Annotated in this window: 13 protein-coding genes and 2 pseudogenes; 6 read left to right on the top strand and 9 right to left on the bottom strand. The window is 62.5% G+C overall.

Annotation, left to right across the window (positions count from 1 at the left end; all coding sequences use genetic code 11):
* Positions 1-296: 296 nt before the first annotated feature.
* The 4 genes from CT688_RS16580 to CT688_RS16565 all read left to right on the top strand — a co-directional run bounded on the left by CT688_RS16580 (position 297) and on the right by CT688_RS16565 (position 6,525).
* Entirely contained in the window at positions 297-1,130 is an 834-nt protein-coding gene (locus CT688_RS16580) for a TnsA-like heteromeric transposase endonuclease subunit (protein WP_231750412.1), read from the top strand.
* Positions 1,130-2,980, top strand: a complete 1,851-nt coding sequence (locus CT688_RS16575) for a DDE-type integrase/transposase/recombinase (RefSeq protein WP_107757792.1) — start codon at positions 1,130-1,132, stop codon at positions 2,978-2,980. Before CT688_RS16580 ends, CT688_RS16575 begins: the two co-directional genes overlap by 1 nt.
* A gap of 79 nt (positions 2,981-3,059) precedes the next feature.
* The gene (locus CT688_RS16570) at positions 3,060-4,241 is read left to right on the top strand and encodes a TniB family NTP-binding protein (protein ID WP_231750411.1); all 1,182 of its coding nucleotides are present in this window, start codon (positions 3,060-3,062) and stop codon (positions 4,239-4,241) included.
* A 10-nt stretch (positions 4,242-4,251) separates the two neighbouring features.
* On the top strand, positions 4,252-6,525 hold the full coding sequence (locus tag CT688_RS16565) for a TniQ family protein (protein WP_159078022.1): 2,274 nt from the start codon (positions 4,252-4,254) through the stop codon (positions 6,523-6,525).
* Between the two features lie 75 nt (positions 6,526-6,600).
* Here CT688_RS16565 and CT688_RS16560 read toward each other — a convergent pair whose 3' ends face one another.
* From CT688_RS16560 to CT688_RS17420, 3 genes and pseudogenes are all read right to left on the bottom strand, one after another.
* Positions 6,601-7,683 carry a hypothetical protein gene (locus CT688_RS16560; RefSeq protein WP_107757790.1) on the bottom strand — a complete coding sequence of 361 codons (1,083 nt, stop codon included), beginning with the start codon at positions 7,681-7,683 and terminating at the stop codon, positions 6,601-6,603.
* A 41-nt stretch (positions 7,684-7,724) separates the two neighbouring features.
* Positions 7,725-8,655, bottom strand: a pseudogene (locus CT688_RS16555) (IS5 family transposase).
* A gap of 1,399 nt (positions 8,656-10,054) precedes the next feature.
* Positions 10,055-10,372 (bottom strand): hypothetical protein, encoded by a 318-nt coding sequence (locus CT688_RS17420; protein ID WP_156607315.1) that lies wholly within the window; start codon positions 10,370-10,372, stop codon positions 10,055-10,057.
* Positions 10,373-10,582: 210 nt separating this feature from the next.
* Between CT688_RS17420 and CT688_RS16545 the strand changes: the two genes are divergently transcribed.
* Positions 10,583-12,454 carry a cutinase family protein gene (locus CT688_RS16545; RefSeq protein WP_107757788.1) on the top strand — a complete coding sequence of 624 codons (1,872 nt, stop codon included), beginning with the start codon at positions 10,583-10,585 and terminating at the stop codon, positions 12,452-12,454.
* Between the two features lie 86 nt (positions 12,455-12,540).
* Here CT688_RS16545 and CT688_RS17885 read toward each other — a convergent pair.
* The 3 genes and pseudogenes from CT688_RS17885 to CT688_RS17415 form a co-directional block, all read right to left on the bottom strand.
* Positions 12,541-12,909, bottom strand: a pseudogene (locus tag CT688_RS17885) (integrase core domain-containing protein); the annotation flags it as partial.
* A gap of 4 nt (positions 12,910-12,913) precedes the next feature.
* Positions 12,914-14,692 (bottom strand): UvrD-helicase domain-containing protein, encoded by a 1,779-nt coding sequence (locus CT688_RS16540; RefSeq protein ID WP_107757787.1) that lies wholly within the window; start codon positions 14,690-14,692, stop codon positions 12,914-12,916.
* The gene (locus CT688_RS17415) at positions 14,689-15,138 is read right to left on the bottom strand and encodes a hypothetical protein (protein WP_156607313.1); all 450 of its coding nucleotides are present in this window, start codon (positions 15,136-15,138) and stop codon (positions 14,689-14,691) included. Before CT688_RS17415 ends, CT688_RS16540 begins: the two co-directional genes overlap by 4 nt.
* A gap of 72 nt (positions 15,139-15,210) precedes the next feature.
* Here CT688_RS17415 and CT688_RS16535 point away from each other — a divergent pair, with 72 nt between their 5' ends.
* Positions 15,211-16,524 (top strand): ISL3 family transposase, encoded by a 1,314-nt coding sequence (locus CT688_RS16535; protein WP_107755580.1) that lies wholly within the window; start codon positions 15,211-15,213, stop codon positions 16,522-16,524.
* A 109-nt stretch (positions 16,525-16,633) separates the two neighbouring features.
* Here CT688_RS16535 and CT688_RS16530 read toward each other — a convergent pair whose 3' ends face one another.
* The 3 genes from CT688_RS16530 to CT688_RS16520 form a co-directional block, all read right to left on the bottom strand.
* Entirely contained in the window at positions 16,634-17,392 is a 759-nt protein-coding gene (locus CT688_RS16530) for an ATP-binding protein (protein ID WP_007633699.1), read from the bottom strand.
* Positions 17,389-19,050 (bottom strand): IS21 family transposase, encoded by a 1,662-nt coding sequence (gene istA, locus CT688_RS16525; RefSeq protein WP_231750410.1) that lies wholly within the window; start codon positions 19,048-19,050, stop codon positions 17,389-17,391. Before istA ends, CT688_RS16530 begins: the two co-directional genes overlap by 4 nt.
* A gap of 139 nt (positions 19,051-19,189) precedes the next feature.
* A complete protein-coding gene (locus CT688_RS16520; RefSeq protein ID WP_107757786.1) occupies positions 19,190-19,984 on the bottom strand; it encodes an ATP-dependent endonuclease in 795 nt (264 codons plus the stop codon).
* Positions 19,985-20,032 lie beyond the last annotated feature (48 nt).

The raw sequence follows: 20,032 nt of genomic DNA, 5'->3' as shown, positions 1-20,032 counted from the left end.
GCGAGTTGTACGGAGCCGCGCTCCGTGAACACCGCTCAGTCTCATCCGTCGCCGCCCTGGCGTTAACGGATTTCCTCGACGTCGCCGAACCACCGGAGGCGTCTGAAGCGTAGAGACCTCGCGCAGGGGCGCGCATCGAAGTACCCCAATAACCGCTGCTCCAGCCATTCTTCTGAAGTGGGGGCGGCGACTACTGCTGCGAAATCGCCACGAGCCGGGCGGCCACCCGGCTCGTGATCACGCGAAGCGCTCAGGCTTCACACCAATTCTTCTCTCCTGAAGGAGAGAACGTCATCATGACGCATACCCAAACGCAGGTCAATAGTGCAGATTTGACCACCTCAGACGACACGCCCTCGGGATTGACGCGTCTCGCCTCGCTACGTGAGGTGACGGCGGAGCTACGCCAAGGAAAAGACTCGGAGCGGTCCGTCCCGTTCGCCGAGGTGACTTGGCACGATGTCGCTGACTCGGATCCCTTCCGGACCTTCCGCGCCTACAAGGGGCGCCTGCACTACGACGGACTGTGGTGGTCGTCCACCGTCGGAAAGCACGTCGGTTACGAGTCGCTGCACGAGCGGTCATTCCTGGCTACCGCAGACGCTGATCCCGACGTAGTGCACATTTCCTCTCAACCACTGCAGGTCTCGGGTCCGGATCTGGTCAGTGACCGTCTACGTACCCGGATCCCCGACTATCTGCTGACCTACGCGGACGGCTCCGTGGAACTGGTCGATGTCACCACGCCGAAACGGGCAGGCACCGAGCGTGTTGCCGAGGCCAGCGCATGGCTTCGCCAGGCGTGCCGGCTACGTGGATGGCACTACCAACTGTGGACAGGCGACGACCCGGTGCGACTACGAAACACACTGCACGTGGCCGGCTACCGCAACCCACGACTGGTTGACTCTGACGACCTCCGCGTCGTGCGGGAAGCAGTAGCGACGTCTGGCATCTCGTTCAGGCAGCTTCTAAGCGACCTGCCGCCCCGGGTCGAGCGGTACCGAATAGTCCCGGCGGCGCTGCACCTGGTGTGGCACGGCCATCTCAGCTTTGACTGGTCGAAACCGCTCAGGCTGAGCACTGTGCTGTGGCCAGCGACGGCATCGGCCGACGTGGAGGTGGCCTGATGAGCTCGACATGGGTGCCGAAACTGGGCGACACAGTGAAGGTGAAGGAAGAGCTGATGACCATCACCGGCCGTCAAGGCACGGACATCGTGCTGCGCTCGGTGAACTCGAGATTCACCACCACGATGAGCATCGTGGCGTTCATTCGTGAGGTGAAGCAAGCGAATCCTGCTGAAGAGAACTCGATAGTCACGGGTGTCGACCTGCTCTCCCCGGAGGAACTTGCCGACCTGGAGAAACTTGTCCGGCAGCTCGCCTGGATCACTAACCCAGTCGATGATCCGGACGCGCCAACGCACGTCGAGCAGCGGGTAGAAGCGGTGGCCGAAGCAATGGGTGTCTCCACACGAACAGTGCGTCGCAAGCTGAAGAGGTTTCGCGAATCCGGGGCCAACGGCCTGGTATCAGGGGACATCACTCGCCGGCGAGGACTTCGCACAGATCAGAGATGGACCGAGATCGCGCGCGAGGTCGTCGGTGAGCAGGCCCGTCAGACCACTAATAGCCGCAAGAACCTGATGTGGGAGATCAACCTCAGGTTCAGACAGGAGTGCGGCGACGAAGCGAAACTACCCAGCCAACCAACCCGCTATCGGCGCTTGAACGACATTTCAAAGGGCGCGGCGACCTTCGGCGCTACGAAACACCGGGTGTCGATAGCTGACGCGCCGAAGACGGCCCACGGGCAGATGGACATCACGCGTCCCGGGCAACTGGTCGTTCTCGATTCTCACCGGATCGACATCCTCGTCGTGGTACCGAAGACGCGATTGCACGAAGACATGGTCACACGCGTGGAACTCGCCGCGGCGATGGACTACTGCAACCGAACCATCGTCGGCGTCGTGACTAGTCCGAACAGCAACCGCGTCGACGTAGGCAACGTCATCATGCAGGCGTGCTCGGTAATGCCGGCCCCAGAGGGCATTCCCGAAGAGGCAGCCTGGCGGTACGAGGGCGTTCCCCAGCAGATATCGGTTCCCGCAGGAGAGGTGTGGGGCATGCCCTACGTCGGCCCCGAGGCGATCCTGACCGACCGGGGGAAGCCGTACGTGTCAGAGCATGTGGTGTCAGTGTGCCAAGAGCTGGGTATTTCGGTGTACACGGCGCAGCCCTACAAGCCGACCGACAAAGCCGTGGTCGAGAGATTCTTCCGGACCCTGAATTCCGGGTTGATCTCGATGCTGCCCGGCTACGTGGGAAGCGATCCGACCCTCCGCGGGCTGGACGTCGACAAGGAAGACCTGCTGACCATCTACGAACTGGACAACATGATCCGGCAGTGGATCTGCACCGTCTATCACCACAACAAGCAGTCCGGACTGACGTTTGCAGGAATGCCGCAACGAGATATGTCACCGGCAGAGATGTACGAAGCATCCATCGCGTGTCACGGGCTGCCCCGGCTCCTCGTTCGGCCCGGTGACTGGATCAAGTTTCTGCCGAAGGTCGCCCGCACGATTCAGCACTATGGGGTCCAGTGGGACAACAGGCTCTACGACGGTCCTGCCTTGGACGCCTACCGTCACCGGCAATCGACCGAGCCCCGGGTCGGGCGACCGGACCATTTCCGTTTCGCCTACGACGTCAACGACATCCGGAAGATCTACTTCCAAGACCCGGAGACGAACGAGATCCACACACTGTGGTGGACGCAAGCACGGGGCCTCGATGCGCCGTTCAGCGATGCCATGATGCAACTGGTCCGAGCCATCGGGGCGGAGGATCTACCCGACCGCTGGATGAAGGAACGCGAGTCTCTCGACGCGGCGCTGGAAGCGCTGGGTGAGAACCGCAAGCTCCGCTCACGAGTGACGAGCGATGGATCCCGGTTGCCGAAGGTTATTTAGAAAGTCGCCGCAGCGGATAAGGAGTGGGCTCAAACACCCCTTCACGATGAGCTCCCACCGATCGAGGACGAGCCCGTCGATGACCTCGACGATCCGGACGGCGAAGACGACGTGGTCGACGACATTTCCTTCTTGGCGATTGCTGATGAGGACGACGAGTGGGCGGGTGCTCTTGATGAGCATTGATCCGCACAAGAAGACCTGGAAGGCATGGCAGAAATACTGCGACACCCCCTATCTGCAAAGGCCGGACATCAAGACCCGAGACCAGCTTGCTGGAATGAACCCATCGGAGCTGAGTAGCTACAACGAACAACGCAATCGCTACCACTCCTTTATGCCCCCCGTGCAGACCTCGCTCATGCGCGAAGTTCACGACATCGTTGAGTTGGTCCGTTCGACAAACCCGGTCGGGGGCTACGCGGCGCGCAACGCCGTGGTCATCGACGGCGCCCCCACCGTTGGCAAGACCACCGCCATCACACACTTCGCCCGCATGGTGGACCGCCGCTCACGGCAGAGCAATGGCGACCGCACGGATTCGGGAGCCTATCGGATCCCCACAGTGCTGATCGGCCTCAGTGGGAACCCCTCGATGAAAGACATGTCCCAGTCGATCGCCACATTCCTCGGCGTGCCAGAAGCCAAACGAACCGGTGAAAGATGGACAGCGGACGCATTGAAGGCACTCGCGAAGGCTGAGACCGAATTTCTGATCGTCGATGATCTGCACTGCATCAATGCTGGTAGCCGCGACGGGCAGGCCCTGACCGACCACCTCAAGAGGCTGCTCGATGACTTTGCGGGAACATGCGTTTACGCCGGGGTCGACCTCGACGACAAGGGACTATATGACACCTCCGGCCGACGTACCCACGGCCGGATGGACCAGACCGCACGACGCTGGACACTAGTCCGCGGCGAAAGAATCTCTGCCGCGGCCAAATCCGGACAGACCGAATGGAAGCAACTGGTCGCGACGCTGGAGTCTCAACTGGCGCTCTGCGCCCACCCGCAGGAACAGCTTGTTGACTCTTGGGACCTGCTCTACGAACGAACCACCGGAAGTGTCGGAACGCTCGTCGAGCTGCTGAAACGAGCGTCGTTCCTCGCGATGCGAGCCGGCACCGAGCAGATCGACGAGCAGCTGATCAACCGGACACCGCTCCCGGTGGGTGCCGATGCAGCGCGACGAGCCACTGCGGCGGAACTGCGCGCTGTCAGAGGGCAGGGCAAGAAGGGCAGAGGTCGTGCTCGGTGACCCAGCGCCAATGGCGATCACCAAGATGATGAAGCCGGGACAGGACCTGCATAGCTTCATCGAAGCTGTCGCCAGCGACAACGGCCTATCCGCCCGAGAGCTTTTGAGAGCACTCGGTGTTGGTGTGTCGGGCCGGCCGTATGAACTGGTCGAGGAGGCCCAAAGACCGTACAAAACGATGGGGATCGCCTTCGGGGTGTCCGCAGTGGAGCTTGAAGCGGCGACGTTCGCCTCTCTGCCGCACCGAGAGCTCAAGGCCAGTGATGGCGTGGTCCCTGCCACCTTCGAAAACCGGGGAGAACATAATCGGAGCCGCAAAATCTTTCGGCGTTCCGGGGCTCGATGGTGCCCGGAGTGCCTTCGGGAACGACGCGGCGCGTGGCGCCTTTCCTGGTTCCTGCCGGTCAGCGTGGCGTGCGTGAAACATGCGGTTCTGCTGACCGACAGGTGCGCTGTCTGTGATCGGATTCCGCATTCGGGCGAGAACCGACTGAGCGTCGTGCCGGCGAACCCCACGAGGTGCCTGCATGTCAAGCCTAGGCAGAGCGAATCGGTGACAAAGACACGGATCAGACCTCGGTGCGACGCTGATCTTTCCGCTGTCTCGCCGATTTATCTTGGCCCGGAACACCCGTATGTCGCGGCGCAGCGTGTGATGAACCAAGTCCTTGCTGGTCTGGACAATGAAGCGGCGGTCCAGACTTGTGGGCTCACTGTGCCCGTCCACGAGGTCTTATCGTCGGTGATCCAGATCGTCAACGCCCTCGTGGTCAACGAGTCGGACCTGACGATTGCGGTGACCTCGCACATCGCTCCGGGGCGACGAATCACTGCAGGTACCGGTTACGTCGCCGGCGAACACGGAAACGGCCCCGGCCCCATCTATGGCTCACAGCTTTCCGCAGCAGAGTACGGGGCTCTCATGACCAGCGCGGTCGATGTCATCTCCGCGCCATCGCTGGACGTGGCAGCACACGCGCTCGAGCGGTACGAAGATCTTGGTCAACCACCTCCAGTGCCTGGCAGCGGCCGAGTACGGCCCGTGCCCCAGCAGCAGAGCCGCAACCGCGGCAACCTCACTGCCGCGATTCGCATCCGATCGAGACAAGAGCAGATGAAAGTGGCAGACAGGCTGACACACCGCACCAGTGCTGTAGTTCCGCGTCTACCGGCTGCGGACTACTTCGCTCGATCCGGCTGGCCATATCCCGAGACTGCCCTGCAATCTCTGCAGAGTCGGCACCTGCCACAGTCGATATGGCCAGATGTCCTCAGTGCCTTGCCGGCCGTGTCGACGAAGGACACTGGGGCCGCTGCGGTGACTTATTCCATGCTTTTCGCCCGCATCGGAACGCGGGAGCGCTGGTTCGAACTGGCGGCCAGTTTCAACCTCCCGCGATCTGCAGCGCGCACCGTCAGCGCTCACCTGCAGCGATTAGAGACACGAGGACTTCTAGCCGAAGCACTAGACCTCTTAGACCGGCAGTGGGAATCACTACTTCGCAACCCGCCACCGATCGACTACGACCGGCGTCGATGGACGTTTCGGCGGCCGCCAGCACTCGACGATCAGCTACTAGAGGACCTGAGAGGTCATGGATTCGTGCTCACGCCCGGCCGTGAACGTTTCATGGCGACCCGCCTCTGGGAGCTACTCACCGGCAGCGACAACCGCTACGCGGTACTCAGCGAACCGCTAGCGGCTGGCCGAGAACGCACCGAGTACCGACACATGCTGATTGAGCATTCGTCGATACTGCACGATTCGCTTCAGGCAGCAGGACGACGACAGCTTGAGGCTCACGGCATCCGTGAGCCACTGGAATGGAGCCCTCCTTCAGACAAGCCGACCGAAGGCGCCAGAGTCCGCGCCGACCCTAGGGGAGGCCCCCCTGAACCCACAGGGTCATCGCAATGTCCCTCAAGCGTGACAGTCGCGAAGCCGAGCCCGGCGGAGAGGGCGCTCGATCTCGCGACGCTACTGGACCTAGTGAGAGACAAGCCCGAGCAGTTCACGCGTCGACTCACTACCTACAGAGACGTGTTGACCTGGGAGCGGTGGCCGTCCGACGGGAAACGTCTGATCGCACATGAGGTGGAACGCCTGACCCCCGATGACAGGCGCCACCACCGTGCCGAGTCTCACGTTGAAGACATAGCCACGTTCTTGCACGCGGCCGTCGAGTTTCTCCCGCCATGGCAACCTGACCGCCAAGTGGACCCTCAAGGGGCTGCCACAATCCCGACGGGCACGGCCATGCCGGCCAAAACCAGCGCTTCATGAAACCAAGAGACCTAGCGGCCACGCTGCAGCTCTGCCCGGCTCCCAGGTGTATCAGTAGCCGACGAGCACAAGGCCCTATCCGCCGTGCTCGTCGGCTACACGGACGGCACGCACCATCCACGCATCGACGTCACCTGTGTCCGGGCCGAAGATGGCGCCGTATGCCAGCCCCACCTGCTCGGAGTGGATCTCAGTGTTGTTGTTGGAGTGGTCGTAGATCGCTAGTGTCGCGTGGCTGGTGCTGTCGGGGTCGCGGGTGACTTCGACCTGGTAGCGGCGATCGAGACGGGCCCACCAGACGACCCAATCGCCGTCGGTGGGTTCGGTGCTGTCCCAGTCCATGACCGGTCCGACAGGCGCGGTGCGGATCGGCTGAGGCAGGCCAAGGACAGCACCGTCGAGGCTGACTAACCCCTCTTCGACGGCGGCGTGCGCCAACTCCCAGGGCATCGGCACATCGAGCACCGCCGACACTGTCTGCAGATACAGGTTTGAGCCCCATAGGTCGTCCCCGTGTCGTTGCCCGAGCCACAAGCCGGTCAGGGCGGCATCGACCATCGCCCGCAGAGTCTTGGGTGTGGCCTCCGGAAAGAGGTGCCGAAGCGACAGCGCCCGGAGGTAGGCGGTCACTGGGCGGTAGGCGCAGTCGGCGTCGCCGCGGAAGCTGAACGTCCCGCCTCCAGCTTTGACCACGTGCTGCAGAGAGCACTCGCACAACAGTGACGACATGCTGAACCCCTCGACGTCTTGACGAACCCAGGCGACGCGATGCCAACCATCACCTGGCGGGACGTGCAGCACGAGCCGTGACCCCGGCTCATCGTGCAGGGTGCTGTTCAGCTTCGCAGTGGGGACACCGCTGAAATCGGGCGGCCACGTCGACTCTCGTGGGACCGGCTGCTCGGCATGGAACGGGAACTTCTCCGCCTTCACCTCGCGGAGTGAGGGATAGCGGGGCGCGGTGCGCATCCGTGCCCACACCAGCGGCGTCACCGTCGCCTCTGGGTCACTGTCGGCGATCGCGTGCAGGAAGGCGGCATCGGCCGCCGGCCAGGTGTCGAGTTCCTCGGTCGGCGCGTCGATGAATACAGCCGACGTGGACTCCAGGCTCGCCGCGTGCAGTGCGGCGAGCTCGTCCCATGGCCTGAAATGGCCCAAGTCTTGCCGCGGGAGGTCAACCGTGACAGTGGTCGCCTCCCCTAGGGTGTGTCTCCTAATGTGCGCAGCCAGGTCAGGATTGCGCAGAGGGTGACGGCGGCGCGGTAGGTGATTGCGAGTTTGTCGTAGCGGGTGGCCAGGGCTCGCCATTGCTTGGCCAGAGCGAAGGATCGCTCGACGACGTTGCGGCCTTTGTAGAGGTCAGCGTTGAGTTTTGGTGGTCGGCCGCCGCGGCTGCCTCGGCGCTGGCGGGCGGCGATGGTGTCGCTTTTCTCCGGGATGACAGCGGCGATACCGCGCTCGCGGAGCTGACGGCGGATCGTGCCGGACGAGTAGGCCTTGTCTGCGATCACCGCGTCGGGGCGAGTGCGAGGTCGGCCGCGACCTTGGCGGGGGACGTGGATGTCGGCCAGGACTTCGGCCAGCATCGCGCCGTCGTTTCGTTGCCCACCGGTGACCACATTCGCCAGCGGCCGACCGCGACCGTCGACGGCACTGTGAATCTTGGTCGTCAGCCCACCCCGTGAGCGACCGATGCCGTGACCTGCAGGTTCACACTTGCTGATGGGCAGATTCTTGTGATTCGATCGTGCCCCCTGTGTCCTGCTCCGGGCGGGTCGTATTTGTGCCGTGCTGATGAGCACGGCAGATGGTGGCGTCCACCGAGAGGTTCCAGTCGACATCTCCAGCCGCGTCGGCTTCAGCAAGGATGGCCTGCAAGACTCGGTCCCAGGTCCCATCACGGGCGTAGCGGGCATGCCGCTTCCACACCGTCTGCCACGGACCGAACTCTTCGCGGGGCAGATCCCGCCACGGAATCCCGGCTCGATAGCGGTAGGCGATACCCTCGACTACCTTGCGATTGTCGCGAAACGGATGCCCCTGCCGCCCTTCATTCGAGGGCAACAGGGGTTCGATCCGTTCCCACTGCTCGTCGGTGAACTGGCGAAACCGTGACTTCGTCTGACCCATACGGCCACGGTCTCGCGGGTCACCGCTCAGCTATGGGAGACACGCCCTAGTGGGTCGTTGATTGTCTGGAGCTGCATCGGTGGCCTCCTTCTCGGCCCGTCGGGCCAACCACGACCTGAGATCAGCCCTCCGGCTGTGGGCTGAGACCGCGGCCGCCTGTCAACGGATGACACCACACGGCTACGACAGACGCTAGAAGCCTGATTCTCCCGCACTGATCGTCCTGCAGCCAGTGAAGATACGGACAGCCGTACCGACGAACGAGGTCCCTCGCCTACTTTGCTTTTCGGAACCGCCGATGGATCAAGAGTAATTCCAGAAGCCAGTTCGAGATCAACCGCCAGATGGCCCGTACGTGATCCGGCTGCACGACACCTTGCTCGGGGTGACAATGGCACTCATGGACACGCCACAGGCGCCCGATGACTCGGGGGGGGGGGCATCGAGCGTGACCGTGTTCTGGACTCGAAGATCGGACCGTTCTACACCCCCGCATCGATGGCCCAAGTCTTGGATATTTCGCTGTCAGAGACCATGCGCAGGCTTGAGGCAGAGGAAGTGCTGGGCGCCCAGCTGGCAGACGGTGCCTGGGTGTGTCCAGCATGGCAGCTCACAGACAGCCAGGTACGCCCCGAGTTCCTAAGTCTGTGGAGGGTGCTGGTCACCAGCGCTGACGCGTGGACCGCGCTGCTCTGGATATGCGCCCCACACCCCAACCTGGACGACCAGTCCCCGCAGCAGTGGATCGAAAACGAGCAGCCCGCACAGCTGGCCGAGACGCTAGCTGCGAACACCGCCTCACGCTGGGCCCAGTAAACCAATGGTCCGCGCGAGTTGACTCAATTCAGCGTCCGGTAGCCCGCGAGGTCAGACACTGGGACGGTGGCGCACTCGGATCCCATCAACCCCACCCAGCTCGCCGTGTCGAATTGGGTCGCCGACGGCAGCCCCGACGGGGTGGTGCCCGCCCGAGGGACGCATTAGACCGGTGGGAACTGGACCACGCGAAAGCGTGATCCAGTCACGTCGAGCAGACCACAACCAAAGTCATCGGCAAAGTCAAGAACTGCCGATTCTCCGCGGCCACATCGGGCCGAGGTCACAAACAGAATGATGCGGCCTGTGGATCCATTGGGTTGCTGACCACGTGGCCGCTGGCAGCCGGCTCGAGGTCGTCCGCCAACACGACAGAGGACCGGGCTACGAGCCTCTTTCCCGAGGTGAACCACTTGAAATGGATTCGTGGCTGCCGGTCTTCATCGGTACCGGTCAGTCGGGGTTAGACGACTGATTCTGGGGACTAGCCGGTCGTTCAAGTCGCTGGCGTGCGCCCAGCTGATCGAGCCGACCAGCAAACTCGACACTCCCCGTGCTCGCCTCCTTGACGACGTAGAACCCGCTACTTGGCGCCTGTCGAGCATTGCGCCGCCGCGACGGCCGCAGCTACCCCTTCGGCGCCCTCAATCTGCAGCGAACCGACCACGGGGAAGGCGTGCTGTCGAGGCGCGGCGCTGGTGAGGCTTGCTGGCCACCCTCGATCTCCCGCGTCCAGTAACTGATTCTTCAGCGGTTTGTTATCGGGCTGTACAGGATTCCCGAGCAGTGGTTTCAGGAGCTGCCAGCGGCGATCTGGAAGCTGCACCACCACGCCCCCTGGCGACAGGAGGCCGGCCTGCTGCGCGAGCTGGTCGGCAACCTCAAGTTCGATCGGGAGCACGAACCTATAGACGCGCAGGCCAAGCTCACCCACATCACCGCCCAGGTCGAGGTGATGGCCTAGGAGCAAGCTGCAGCTTGACCCACGTTCGTACGAAGTCAGGCCGATTGGGACACCCGTCAACTTAAGCGTGCTTACACTTTGCTCGGGCCGGACTCGCGGCACCAACGCCTTGGGGTCCACTCACCCCACTTAACCGAGAAAGCTTCTATGATTCCAAGAAAATGGACCGCCGCTACGCTTAGTGCGTTCACAGTTGTTGCAACAGCGATAGCAGCGCCGCCGGTAGCTTCAGCGTCAAATCCGGAAGTGTGCACGCCAGTCGTAGTCATCCCACTCCGCGGATCCGGCGAGGGCGCGGTAGGCGGCCGCAGTGATGGCTGGCAGGGCCCCACCTTAGAGAAACTACTCAGCCGAGCGGACCTTAGAGGCGCCCCAGTCCTGCAAGTGGGAGCTCCGGAATACCCCGCCGTGGAGGCAGCATGGGAGCATCTGGGCGGCGATGATGAGGCAACTCACTTGTTTAAATCAGCCAACATGGGAGCGGTTGCGGCGTACAACGCGTACAACAGCTATGTCTCCTCGCAGCCCTTCATGTGCGCGTTGCCAGAGATCATATTCTTAGGCTACTCCCAAGGTGCAATAGCCGCGCGCATAGCTGCAATACAGCTCGCCGGCGAGAACCCTGCAGACGAGAATGGTCCTGTTTCTGCAGTTCACCTTGTCGGAGATCCCCTGCAGCTCCCTAATAAGTCGACTACATTCGGCGGTGGATCCAATGGTTTGGGGATCGCGAGACCATTCGGCGGAAAGTATGACAGCTACTACGACATTCCGAATATTCGCCGGGCTTCGATATGCCACGCTAGAGACCCGATCTGTGTTGCACCCTCAGACATAAGTAACTTTTCCACCCATGTAAACTACTTCGAGCCGGGGGTGAAGTTCGTCCACGGAGCGGGTTACGACGCCACTAGCACCGACGAAGTGGACTTCATGGGTAGGGCACTTTCTACATCCATCCGGGAGGCTCGTCTCAGATTCGGAATGGGGCCCCGCGTGGACCCGATAAAGGCCCAATACAATCCGGGCGAAACAGTTAACGCGCTGTACGCGTGGTCCACTCCCGCTAGGAACGGGGACGTCTTCAGATCGATTTCAATGTATAACGCCCTTGGCGAGTGTGCGATGGGATTGAATGCTGCGCGTGTGAGCGGACCTCTTACTAAAGTCACGGATTTATTTGAGGTCACGGTCAATGGCAATCGGGTGCGAGATGTGTTCGAGTTGTTCGAGGGAGTTCCACTGCGCGCGGGGCAAACGTCTACCTCCGTCTCGATCCGTGTCAACAATGCCGTTCTGGCCGACGCTGCCGTCAGTAATTTTGGGCCCGCCGGCACCATGTCCGGCGGCTTCGGTAGGGTAGACCAATTCGACGTCAATCGGAATGGTCGTCTCGATGGGCCCGAACTATTCACGGCGTACGATCACATCTTGTCCGGATACTGCCCCGGTGGTCGCTTTGCTGAACCGTGGTACGGATTCTGGCACGCTAGTATAGGCAGCGCAGGTTTCGGCGGAACGACCATCGCGGAGTGGGAAGACGGTCCTGCAGTGAAGTTTTCGATGTTGGCAAGAGGTGCGGTTCCTCCGTCACTGTTCATTCCGAGGAAGCAGCGTGTCGGAGTTGCGGCGAATGGTCTATCTCCCAATACGAGATACCGGCTGAGTATGCAGTCTGATCCCACTCTTCTGGCAGAATTCACCACCAACGAGGATGGTTTCGCCGACGTCCTTTTCGATCTTCCTGCCGACGCGGCAATCGGATACCACCACTTTGTCATCGCGTCGGAGCACGGGGCAGAAATCCTGCGAGTGAGATTTGCGGTGAGGGAAGGAGAGAACTCGCCTGACCCCACGTTTGTGAGCTTCTCCCCAGAGAGTAGCGAACCGGGCGACCCCGGCGACCCCGGCGACCCCGGCGAACCGGGCGACCCCGGCGACCCCGGCGAACCGGGCGACCCCGGCGACCCCGGCGGAGCTTCGGGGGGAAGCCTGGGGAGTCTCGGCTTGGGTAGCTAGTTCCCCAGCGCACGTAGGGGTTGCCGTCGAAGTGAACCGCGCTGGCTCCGTCGGAGGGTCTTGGTGAATCGGGCGGCCTGAGGCTTGGTCGCCTGATTGGAACGGTACGTCGCCTCGCATTCGACGAGTGGCCGGTAATCGATCGCGGAATGCCAAACGCTCGTCGTTGAACCACTTCACCCAGTCCGCGGCCTCGCGTTCGACCTCGTTGCGGCCGGTGCACCTGCGGGTGGTTTCCAAGTCGATCAGTTCAGTCTTGTACAACCCGATTGTGGCCTTCATGAGGGCATTGTCCAAGGCGTCGCCGACGCTACCAATCGACCTCTGCCCGGCTTCGCGTGGGCCAGGGGCACGTACTGGGTCCCGGCATCGCTGCGATGGACGAGACCAGTCGAGGTGAACTCGAACGAACCCCGTCACCGGGTTTGGATCGCCTGCTCGAGCGCCGAGAGGACCGGATCAGAGCAGTACGCCCGCCTCGTCGAACTCTATGGAGATCACATTTTCCTGCCCAGCCCAATCCTCGAGAACCGCGACTGCGTCGTCGCTGAGCTCTTGAACGAATAGCAGTGCAAGGTTGTGTTTTGCTCGCGAAGCGGAGACGTAGAAGAGGTTGCGTGAGTGCGGGAAGCTCCCGGCCTGCCTGAGTTCTGGTTTGCTCTGCGGAGCGTGGGCGGCGATCATCTTGGCGAAGTCGTACTTAGTCCAGCCGCGCCCAACAAGGACGATCACGTCGTCAAACTCTGCGCCTTTGACAGAGTGTTTGGTTGAGAAAACGGTACTGTCTTCCAAATAGGAGCGGAGTGCGCGTATTTCGGCATACGGTACGGACCGTAGCGACCGATGCTCCACCAGCTTTCGCGGCTCTTCTAGTTCCTCTCCAGGGCCGAGAGACAGTAGTGCTTCTTCTAGGTCGCGTCCTCTCTTAACTACCCGTGTGGGCACGGAGAAGAGATTCTGCGAGTTCAAGAGGTCCAGCACATCACCGATCGTGCCCGTACTGCTGGTCGAGATGAGCGAATTAAAGAACTCGGACCAGCGATGCTTATCTTTCGGTGCGGTGAGTGTTGGTCTCTTGCTTCCCAGGAGGCGAAACAGCTCTCCGTACTTGTGCTCGGAAAACGCCTGCATAGCGGGTTCCGCAGTGTCGACAAGGAACTCGATCACCGGGTCTTCCTTATTGGCGAAGGAGTCGTTGGACGAGAAGACACCCGGAAGGCTGGGGTAGCCCAACTCGTTCGCGATCGTCGCGTGCGTGAGCATCAGGACTTTCAAGTCCTTTGAGTTCTGGATCCATGTGCTACTTGGGGACGCGACTTGGAGCCATTCCAGACATGCCTGGGTAGCTTCCTGGGAGATCTGACCCTTCCAGTTTCTGCCCAGACGGGCGCCCGGCCAAGTGTTGGAGTGGTAGACCGTCACTGTGCCCTCGTCAGCGTCGGCCCGAGGTGCCTGCGGAAGCTCCGGGCGTAACTTGTTGAGGAAGTCGACGACTGATCGGTCTGATCGGAAGTTGGCGTTCTTGGGGATCGATGTGAGCGAAGAATGCTCGATCGAGCCACAAGTTCTGTCGTAAATCTGTTGCCAGTGGTCGCCGAAGAAACCCACGACAGGGCTTGTGCGGTCTTCCCCGTGACCGGACAGAACCGCTTCGGCAAGCCCAGATGGGGTGTCCTGGTACTCGTCGATGAAGATAACGGGGAACCGGTCCGTGATTAGCGAGCGGAACTTCTCATTGCCGAAGAGCTGAATCGCAAACTCGGGGATGTCGTTGTGATGGAGCGTGATTCGATCCTCGTGAAGGCCACGAATACCTAGGTCGTACTCGATCGCCAGCCCGCTGATATCTGAATTCTCGGCGAGACGCTCCTGCCAGGTTTCCGACGACCGGAGAGCCGTAGCGAGTGCCTTCTGGTATGGGCTGATCATCTCCCAGAGGAACCCGTGAAGGGTGTCGGCGAAGATGGCGGGGTCTTCGTCGGTTCTTGCTTTGATTTCGTCGCGGGCGACCTTGGTGTACGTCAGGCAAGCGACTCGTTGATCGCTGCGGGGAAGGTAGACGGACTTGTTTTTCAGGATGCGTCGCAGGGCTTGGATCAGTGAGTAGGTCTTGCCTGCTCCAGCGCCCGCTTCGAGTTTGAAGTTCCTGCGACTATCGAGTGCGGCAAAGAGGGTGGCGAGAGCTTCCTCGCTTGCCCTCTCGGCGTTGTCAGCCGCGGCGCTCTCCCGGGCGGTCATCGAACAACGACTCCGGTCTCGCCTGGAGCCTCGGACCCGGCTTCATGTCCAGGAGGGCTACCGAGTAGCCAGTCGAGTCCGCGTTGGATGTATCGAGGGGTCTTCCAGCCGCCCTCATCTACGGCGAATCGCAAAGCGAAGTCGCTCTTCTTTAGGCCATCTACAGCATCGCGGACGCGGATCTCGTCCTGTTTGGTATCGCCCGTGAGCGCGAGCTCCTCAGCGGATGGGTTGGCGAGGAGGAAGGCGTCTTCGAAAGTGCGGCCGCAGGCTTCCCCCTTGCTCTCGGGGACCTGGAACGCCAGGTACCGGTTGCCGCTGATGATGGCGTCCGTCTCCGCAGCGGCCAGCAAGGCAGTTGGGTTCTGCGCGTCGGTGTCGGTGTTTGGGGGCTCTTCCGGATCCGGAGTGCGTAGCGGGGATGCTGCGGTGATGCGGTGAGGCACAAGATGTAGGGGTCCTGGGGCGTGTGAAGATGCAAGTTCCTACACCAGCACTTCGCATCCCCAGGACCCGCTTTGAACGCTACCGCCAGCCTGCTCGCCGACACCATCTGCCGCACCGTCGAGCTCGGGGTGACCATCACCGACGCCGCTGTGGCTGACGAGCTCACGCACCTGTTCTGCGCCCCGGTCACACTCGACCCGATCTGCGCCGAGTGCGGGATGGCGGGCCGTTTGCGGGACCACGTCCAGCGGAAGGTCACGGATCTACCGATCGTCGGGCATCCCACCAGACTGCACGTGCGGGTACCGCGCTTCACCTGCGACAACACCGAGTGCGCTACGAGGATCTTCCAGCAGCGGATGCCGGCGTTGGCCGAGCCGCGGGCCAAGACCACCCGCCGCTGCAGCCGCTGGATCCTGCAGCGTCTGGCGATCGACCGCACCAGCGTGTCCGCCGTGGCCAAGGCCCTCGGGCTGGGGTGGGACCTGGTCAATGACCTGGCGGTCTCGGAGGTTCGCACGATGGTCTACGAGCAGCCCGGACACTTCGACGGAGTCCGCGTTCTCGGTGTCGATGAGCACAAATGGAAGCACGTGCGCGGCGACGGCAGCAGTGCGTTCGTCACCGTCCTGGTCGACCTGACCCCGGTCGTGGACGGCACCGGCCCGTCTCGCCTGTTGGACATGGTCCCGGGCCGTTCGGCGAAGGTCCTCACCGAGTGGCTGGACGCCCGTGACCAGGTGTTTCGAGACCGGGTCAAGGTTGTCACGATGGACGGGTTCGCCGGCTACCACACCGCCGCCGCCAGCGCGGTGCCCGCTGCCCGGACGGTGATGGACCCGTTCCACGTCGTGCACCTGGCCGCCGACAAGCTCACCGTGTGCCGCCAACGCATCCAGCAGGCCACCACCGGGCACCGGGGCCGCACGGGCGACCCGCTGTACGGCATCCGCCGCACCCTGCGAACCCGCGCTGAACTGCTGACCGACAAGCAGAAGATGCGCCTGTTCCAAGCGTTCACCGCCCATGACGCGCACGCGGCGGTGGAGGTCACCTACGGCGTCTACCAGCGACTCATCACTGCTTACGAAGCCTCGGGCAAGCGGGAGGGCAAGATCGCTATGTACAAGCTCCTCAAGTCGATCCGGGCCGGTGTACCCGCCGAACTCCCCGAGCTCGCGCAGCTCGGCCGTTCGCTGTGGAAGCGGCATCGGGAGATCCTGGCCTACTTCGACGTGGGCGCTTCCAACGGCCCCGTCGAAGCCATCAACGGACGCCTCGAGCACCTCCGCGGAATCGCCCTGGGCTTCCGGAACCTCAAGCACTACATCTTGCGGTCACTGATCCACTCCGGACAGCTTCAGGACCGGATCAATGCACTCTAAAACCGGAAGGGCCTGTTTGGGACGCCCTTCGGAAAGCGCGGTTCTGATGATCGGGTAGCGGTCGGACGGGCATCGGATAGCGGCATCTGCCCGTCCGACCGCTGGGCCGCTATGGCGTTGCCGTGGCGAGGTGTCGTCTCATGTTCGGGCCGTCGAGGGCGATGATCTCGGCGCCGGCGACGATCCGGTTGAGGATCGATTCGGCGATGACCGCGTCTTGGAGCGACTTGTACCAATCGGGCGGATCGAACTGCGAGGTCACCAGAGTCGAGCCCCGGCCTTCCCGAGCGGCAAGGATGTTGAGCAGCTCCGCCGCTGTGTGCGGAGCCACCGGCGTGGTCAGGAAGTCATCGAGAACCAGCAGGTCGCAGTTGTGCAGGTCGGTGAGGAAGTCCAGCCTGCGCTGCGAGGTCGGCTCCAGAACGGCGAGCCGGTTGGCCAGGTCGTCGAGTCGGAAGAACCTCGCGGTGTAGTACTTTCGGCACGCGGCATTGAGCAGTGCCTGGGCGAGGTAGGTCTTGCCCACGCTGGACTGGCCGAGCACGACGAGATTACGAGTGGCGTCGATCCATTGACAGCTGGAAAGTCGTGCGATTAGCTCGCGGTTGACGTTGCGGTCAGGCAGGTAGCGGATCTCTTCTACGCAGGCGTCAGGGTTTGGCGATCTGGAGGCCTTGAGTAGTTTCTGGGTCCGGCGTTCCTGCCTGGCCGTGATCTCTTTGTCCAGGGCGTGGAAGATCTTCTCCGAGAAGGTCCACTCGTCGCAGGCGGGATCGTTGGCCAAGTCGATGACGGTCTGGCCGAACGCGGTCATCCGCAACTGGGTGAACAGTGGCATGTCGGCGTCGGTGAGATGACGATCAGTCACTGCAGCTCCTCCTGCCCCGCGGTGCCGCTGCTCGGGCTCGGGCCTCCTGTGAGGGCGGCGAGGCTGAACTGCTCGGGCCCGGCCAGATGCGCCCCGGTGGTATCTCGCCGACCCGGTGGCGGCTCCAGCCGGTCCGTCGTAGCCGCCACCGCCGGCTGCGTGGTGGTGGGCCGGGCGGCGGCCTGGGTCCTCAGGGCCGCCAGCTGCTGCTTGACGGCGGTGTAGCTGATCGCCCGGCGGGAGGTCTCGGAGACGAGTTGGCCACAGGCCCGCTCGAGCAGCATCTTGTTGTCCCCGCGGGCCAGGGCGAGGATGTTCTGGCACGAGCGATAGCCCTGAGCCTCGATCCGCTGGCGATCGAGGACCTCGCTGATCGCGGCGACGGTGTGCGGTCCGATCTTGTGGGCCTGGCGCACGAAGTACGCCCGCGACCATAGGTCCGAGGTCTGCAGATGCTGCGCGGGAACATGGTCAGGGTCGGTCACGAAGGAATGTCGCCTACCGGAGACGGCGTGGGAGGCGATGACCTCCCCGCCAGCCATGACCGTGAGTGTGGGGCCGGTGATCTTCACATCGACGTGCTGGCCAGCGAAGGTGTAGGGCACCGAGTACTTCACCGTGGCGATCTCCACGTGGTAATCCCTGTTGACCTTGGACTTCTTCCAGATGACTGGCTGCCAGCGGGCCTCGGGAAGGTCGAACAGTTCCGACTGCTCGTGCTCGGTGAACAGCTCCCGGCGGCTGGTCTTCTGGCCGCGGAACGGGGTCCGGTCGTTGATCGCCTCCACCTCGGCGGCGATCGCGTCGTTCGCATCGTCCAGGCTCGCGAAGCGCCGATCGGCCAGGCGTCCAATCACCCAGTTCGTCACCACTTTCACTCCGGCCTCGACGTTCCCCTTGTCTGTCGGGCGCACCGGCCGAGTGGGCACGGCAGCGGTCTGGTGATACTCGAGGAAGTCCCGGTACTCACGGTTGACCTCGCGGGCCCGGTCACCGCGGGCGATCTGGTTCGACGCCGTCGAGGCGTTGTCCGGGACGATCACCTGCGCCGCGCCGCCGAAGTACTCGAACGCCCGCAAGTGCGCGTCGAGCCAGTTCGGCATCTTCTCGTCCAGACAGCCGCAGGCGAAGACCATCCCCGAGTACGGAAGCGACGCCACGAACACCGACACTGTGGTCTTGGTGCCGGTGACGGGATCGAAGATGGCCATCTTCGTGCCCGCCCAGTCGACTTGCATCGTGTGCCCGGGCACGTGCGTGATCCGCATCGTCAGCTCGTTGACCTCGACGTACTCGCCGATGATCTGGCAGAACCGCTGGTAGCTGTAGTGCCGCTGCCCCGGCGTGCCGTCAGTGTCGAGGTAGTTGGCCCACAGCACCCGCAGCGGCAGCTTCTTCTTGCCCGTGCGCTTCTTCACGGCAGCCGCCACGTCGAAGGCGACGAACTCCTTCGACGGCGTCTTGCGCCCATCGGCGAACAAGACGTCGATCTCCTCGACGCTGAGCGCCTCGACCTGGCTCGTGGCGGTCAACCCGTGCTCGTGGCAGACCTTCTTCGCCTTCGCGACCGTGCGATGCGAGCAACCCGCGATCGCCTCGATGTCCCGGTAGGACCTGTCCTGCAGCAGTAGCGACATCACCAATCGGTAATCAGTCACCCGTGCCTCCTGTTCGGATCCACGCGCAGCCTGGTTGCCACGCGTAGAACCGACACGAGCACACGAGGACCGGCACCGCTATCCGATGCTCATACTCGCGCTACCCGATCATCAGAACCCTGCTATCCGAAGCACGTCCCTAACAGGTGTCGGGGAACCACTTCTTGATGGTTGCGTTACTTGTTGATGTGCCTTCGTGAACTGTCGTTGCTCCGTCTCGCTTCTTGCCGTCGACCGGGCCTACTGCATCGAGGTCGGTGATGATGAGTGCTGGAATGCGGAGGAAGTCAAGGAGCGGGAAGAATATGTGGGCGTATGCGCCTCCCACTTCCATGAGCGCAACGTATTGGCTGCTGAGCTCATGTTTGGCGTTTCGGATGGCCGCGGGAACGATCAGCCGTTCGCTTGTGCCTTCCACGAGTATGGCTTTGTCGGCGAAGAAGAGGTCGGAGCGGGTGAGGGTCAGGTACTGGTGCAGGAACTTCTTATTGATGTCTTCAGCGTTGGTGAGGTCGAGGACATTGGCGTGGTGGCCTGGGCCACCTTTCGGGTCGTTTTCGACACGGAAATATCGGATGGTTGAGAAGTCCGCACGGTTGGCAACATGAGACGAGTGGGTCGAGACCGCGAACTGAGGCCACCAGGGCTGCCTCTTTTCATCCAGCGTCGGGAAAAGCTCAGCGACCGAAGCTAGCTGCTCGATGAACACCTCCTGCATCTGCGGATGAAGATGCGCTTCAGGCTCTTCGATGAAGACCAGGTGCAGTCCAGGCATGTTGCCCCTCGTCGCATACTCGCGGTAGTAGCTAAGAAGCGTGAGCAACATTAGGATGAGGTTGCGAGACCCCAGTCCGCTGTAAGACTCAGGGAGTGATACCGGCTCTTCCGGATCCGGAGTGCGTAGCGGGGATGCTGCGGTGATGCGGTGAGGCACAAGATGTAGGGGTCCTGGGGCGTGTGAAGATGCAAGTTCCTACACCAG

This window comes from Dietzia sp. JS16-p6b (genome assembly GCF_003052165.1).
Taxonomy (GTDB): domain Bacteria; phylum Actinomycetota; class Actinomycetes; order Mycobacteriales; family Mycobacteriaceae; genus Dietzia.
This window is presented reverse-complemented; position numbering and strand designations above follow the sequence as displayed.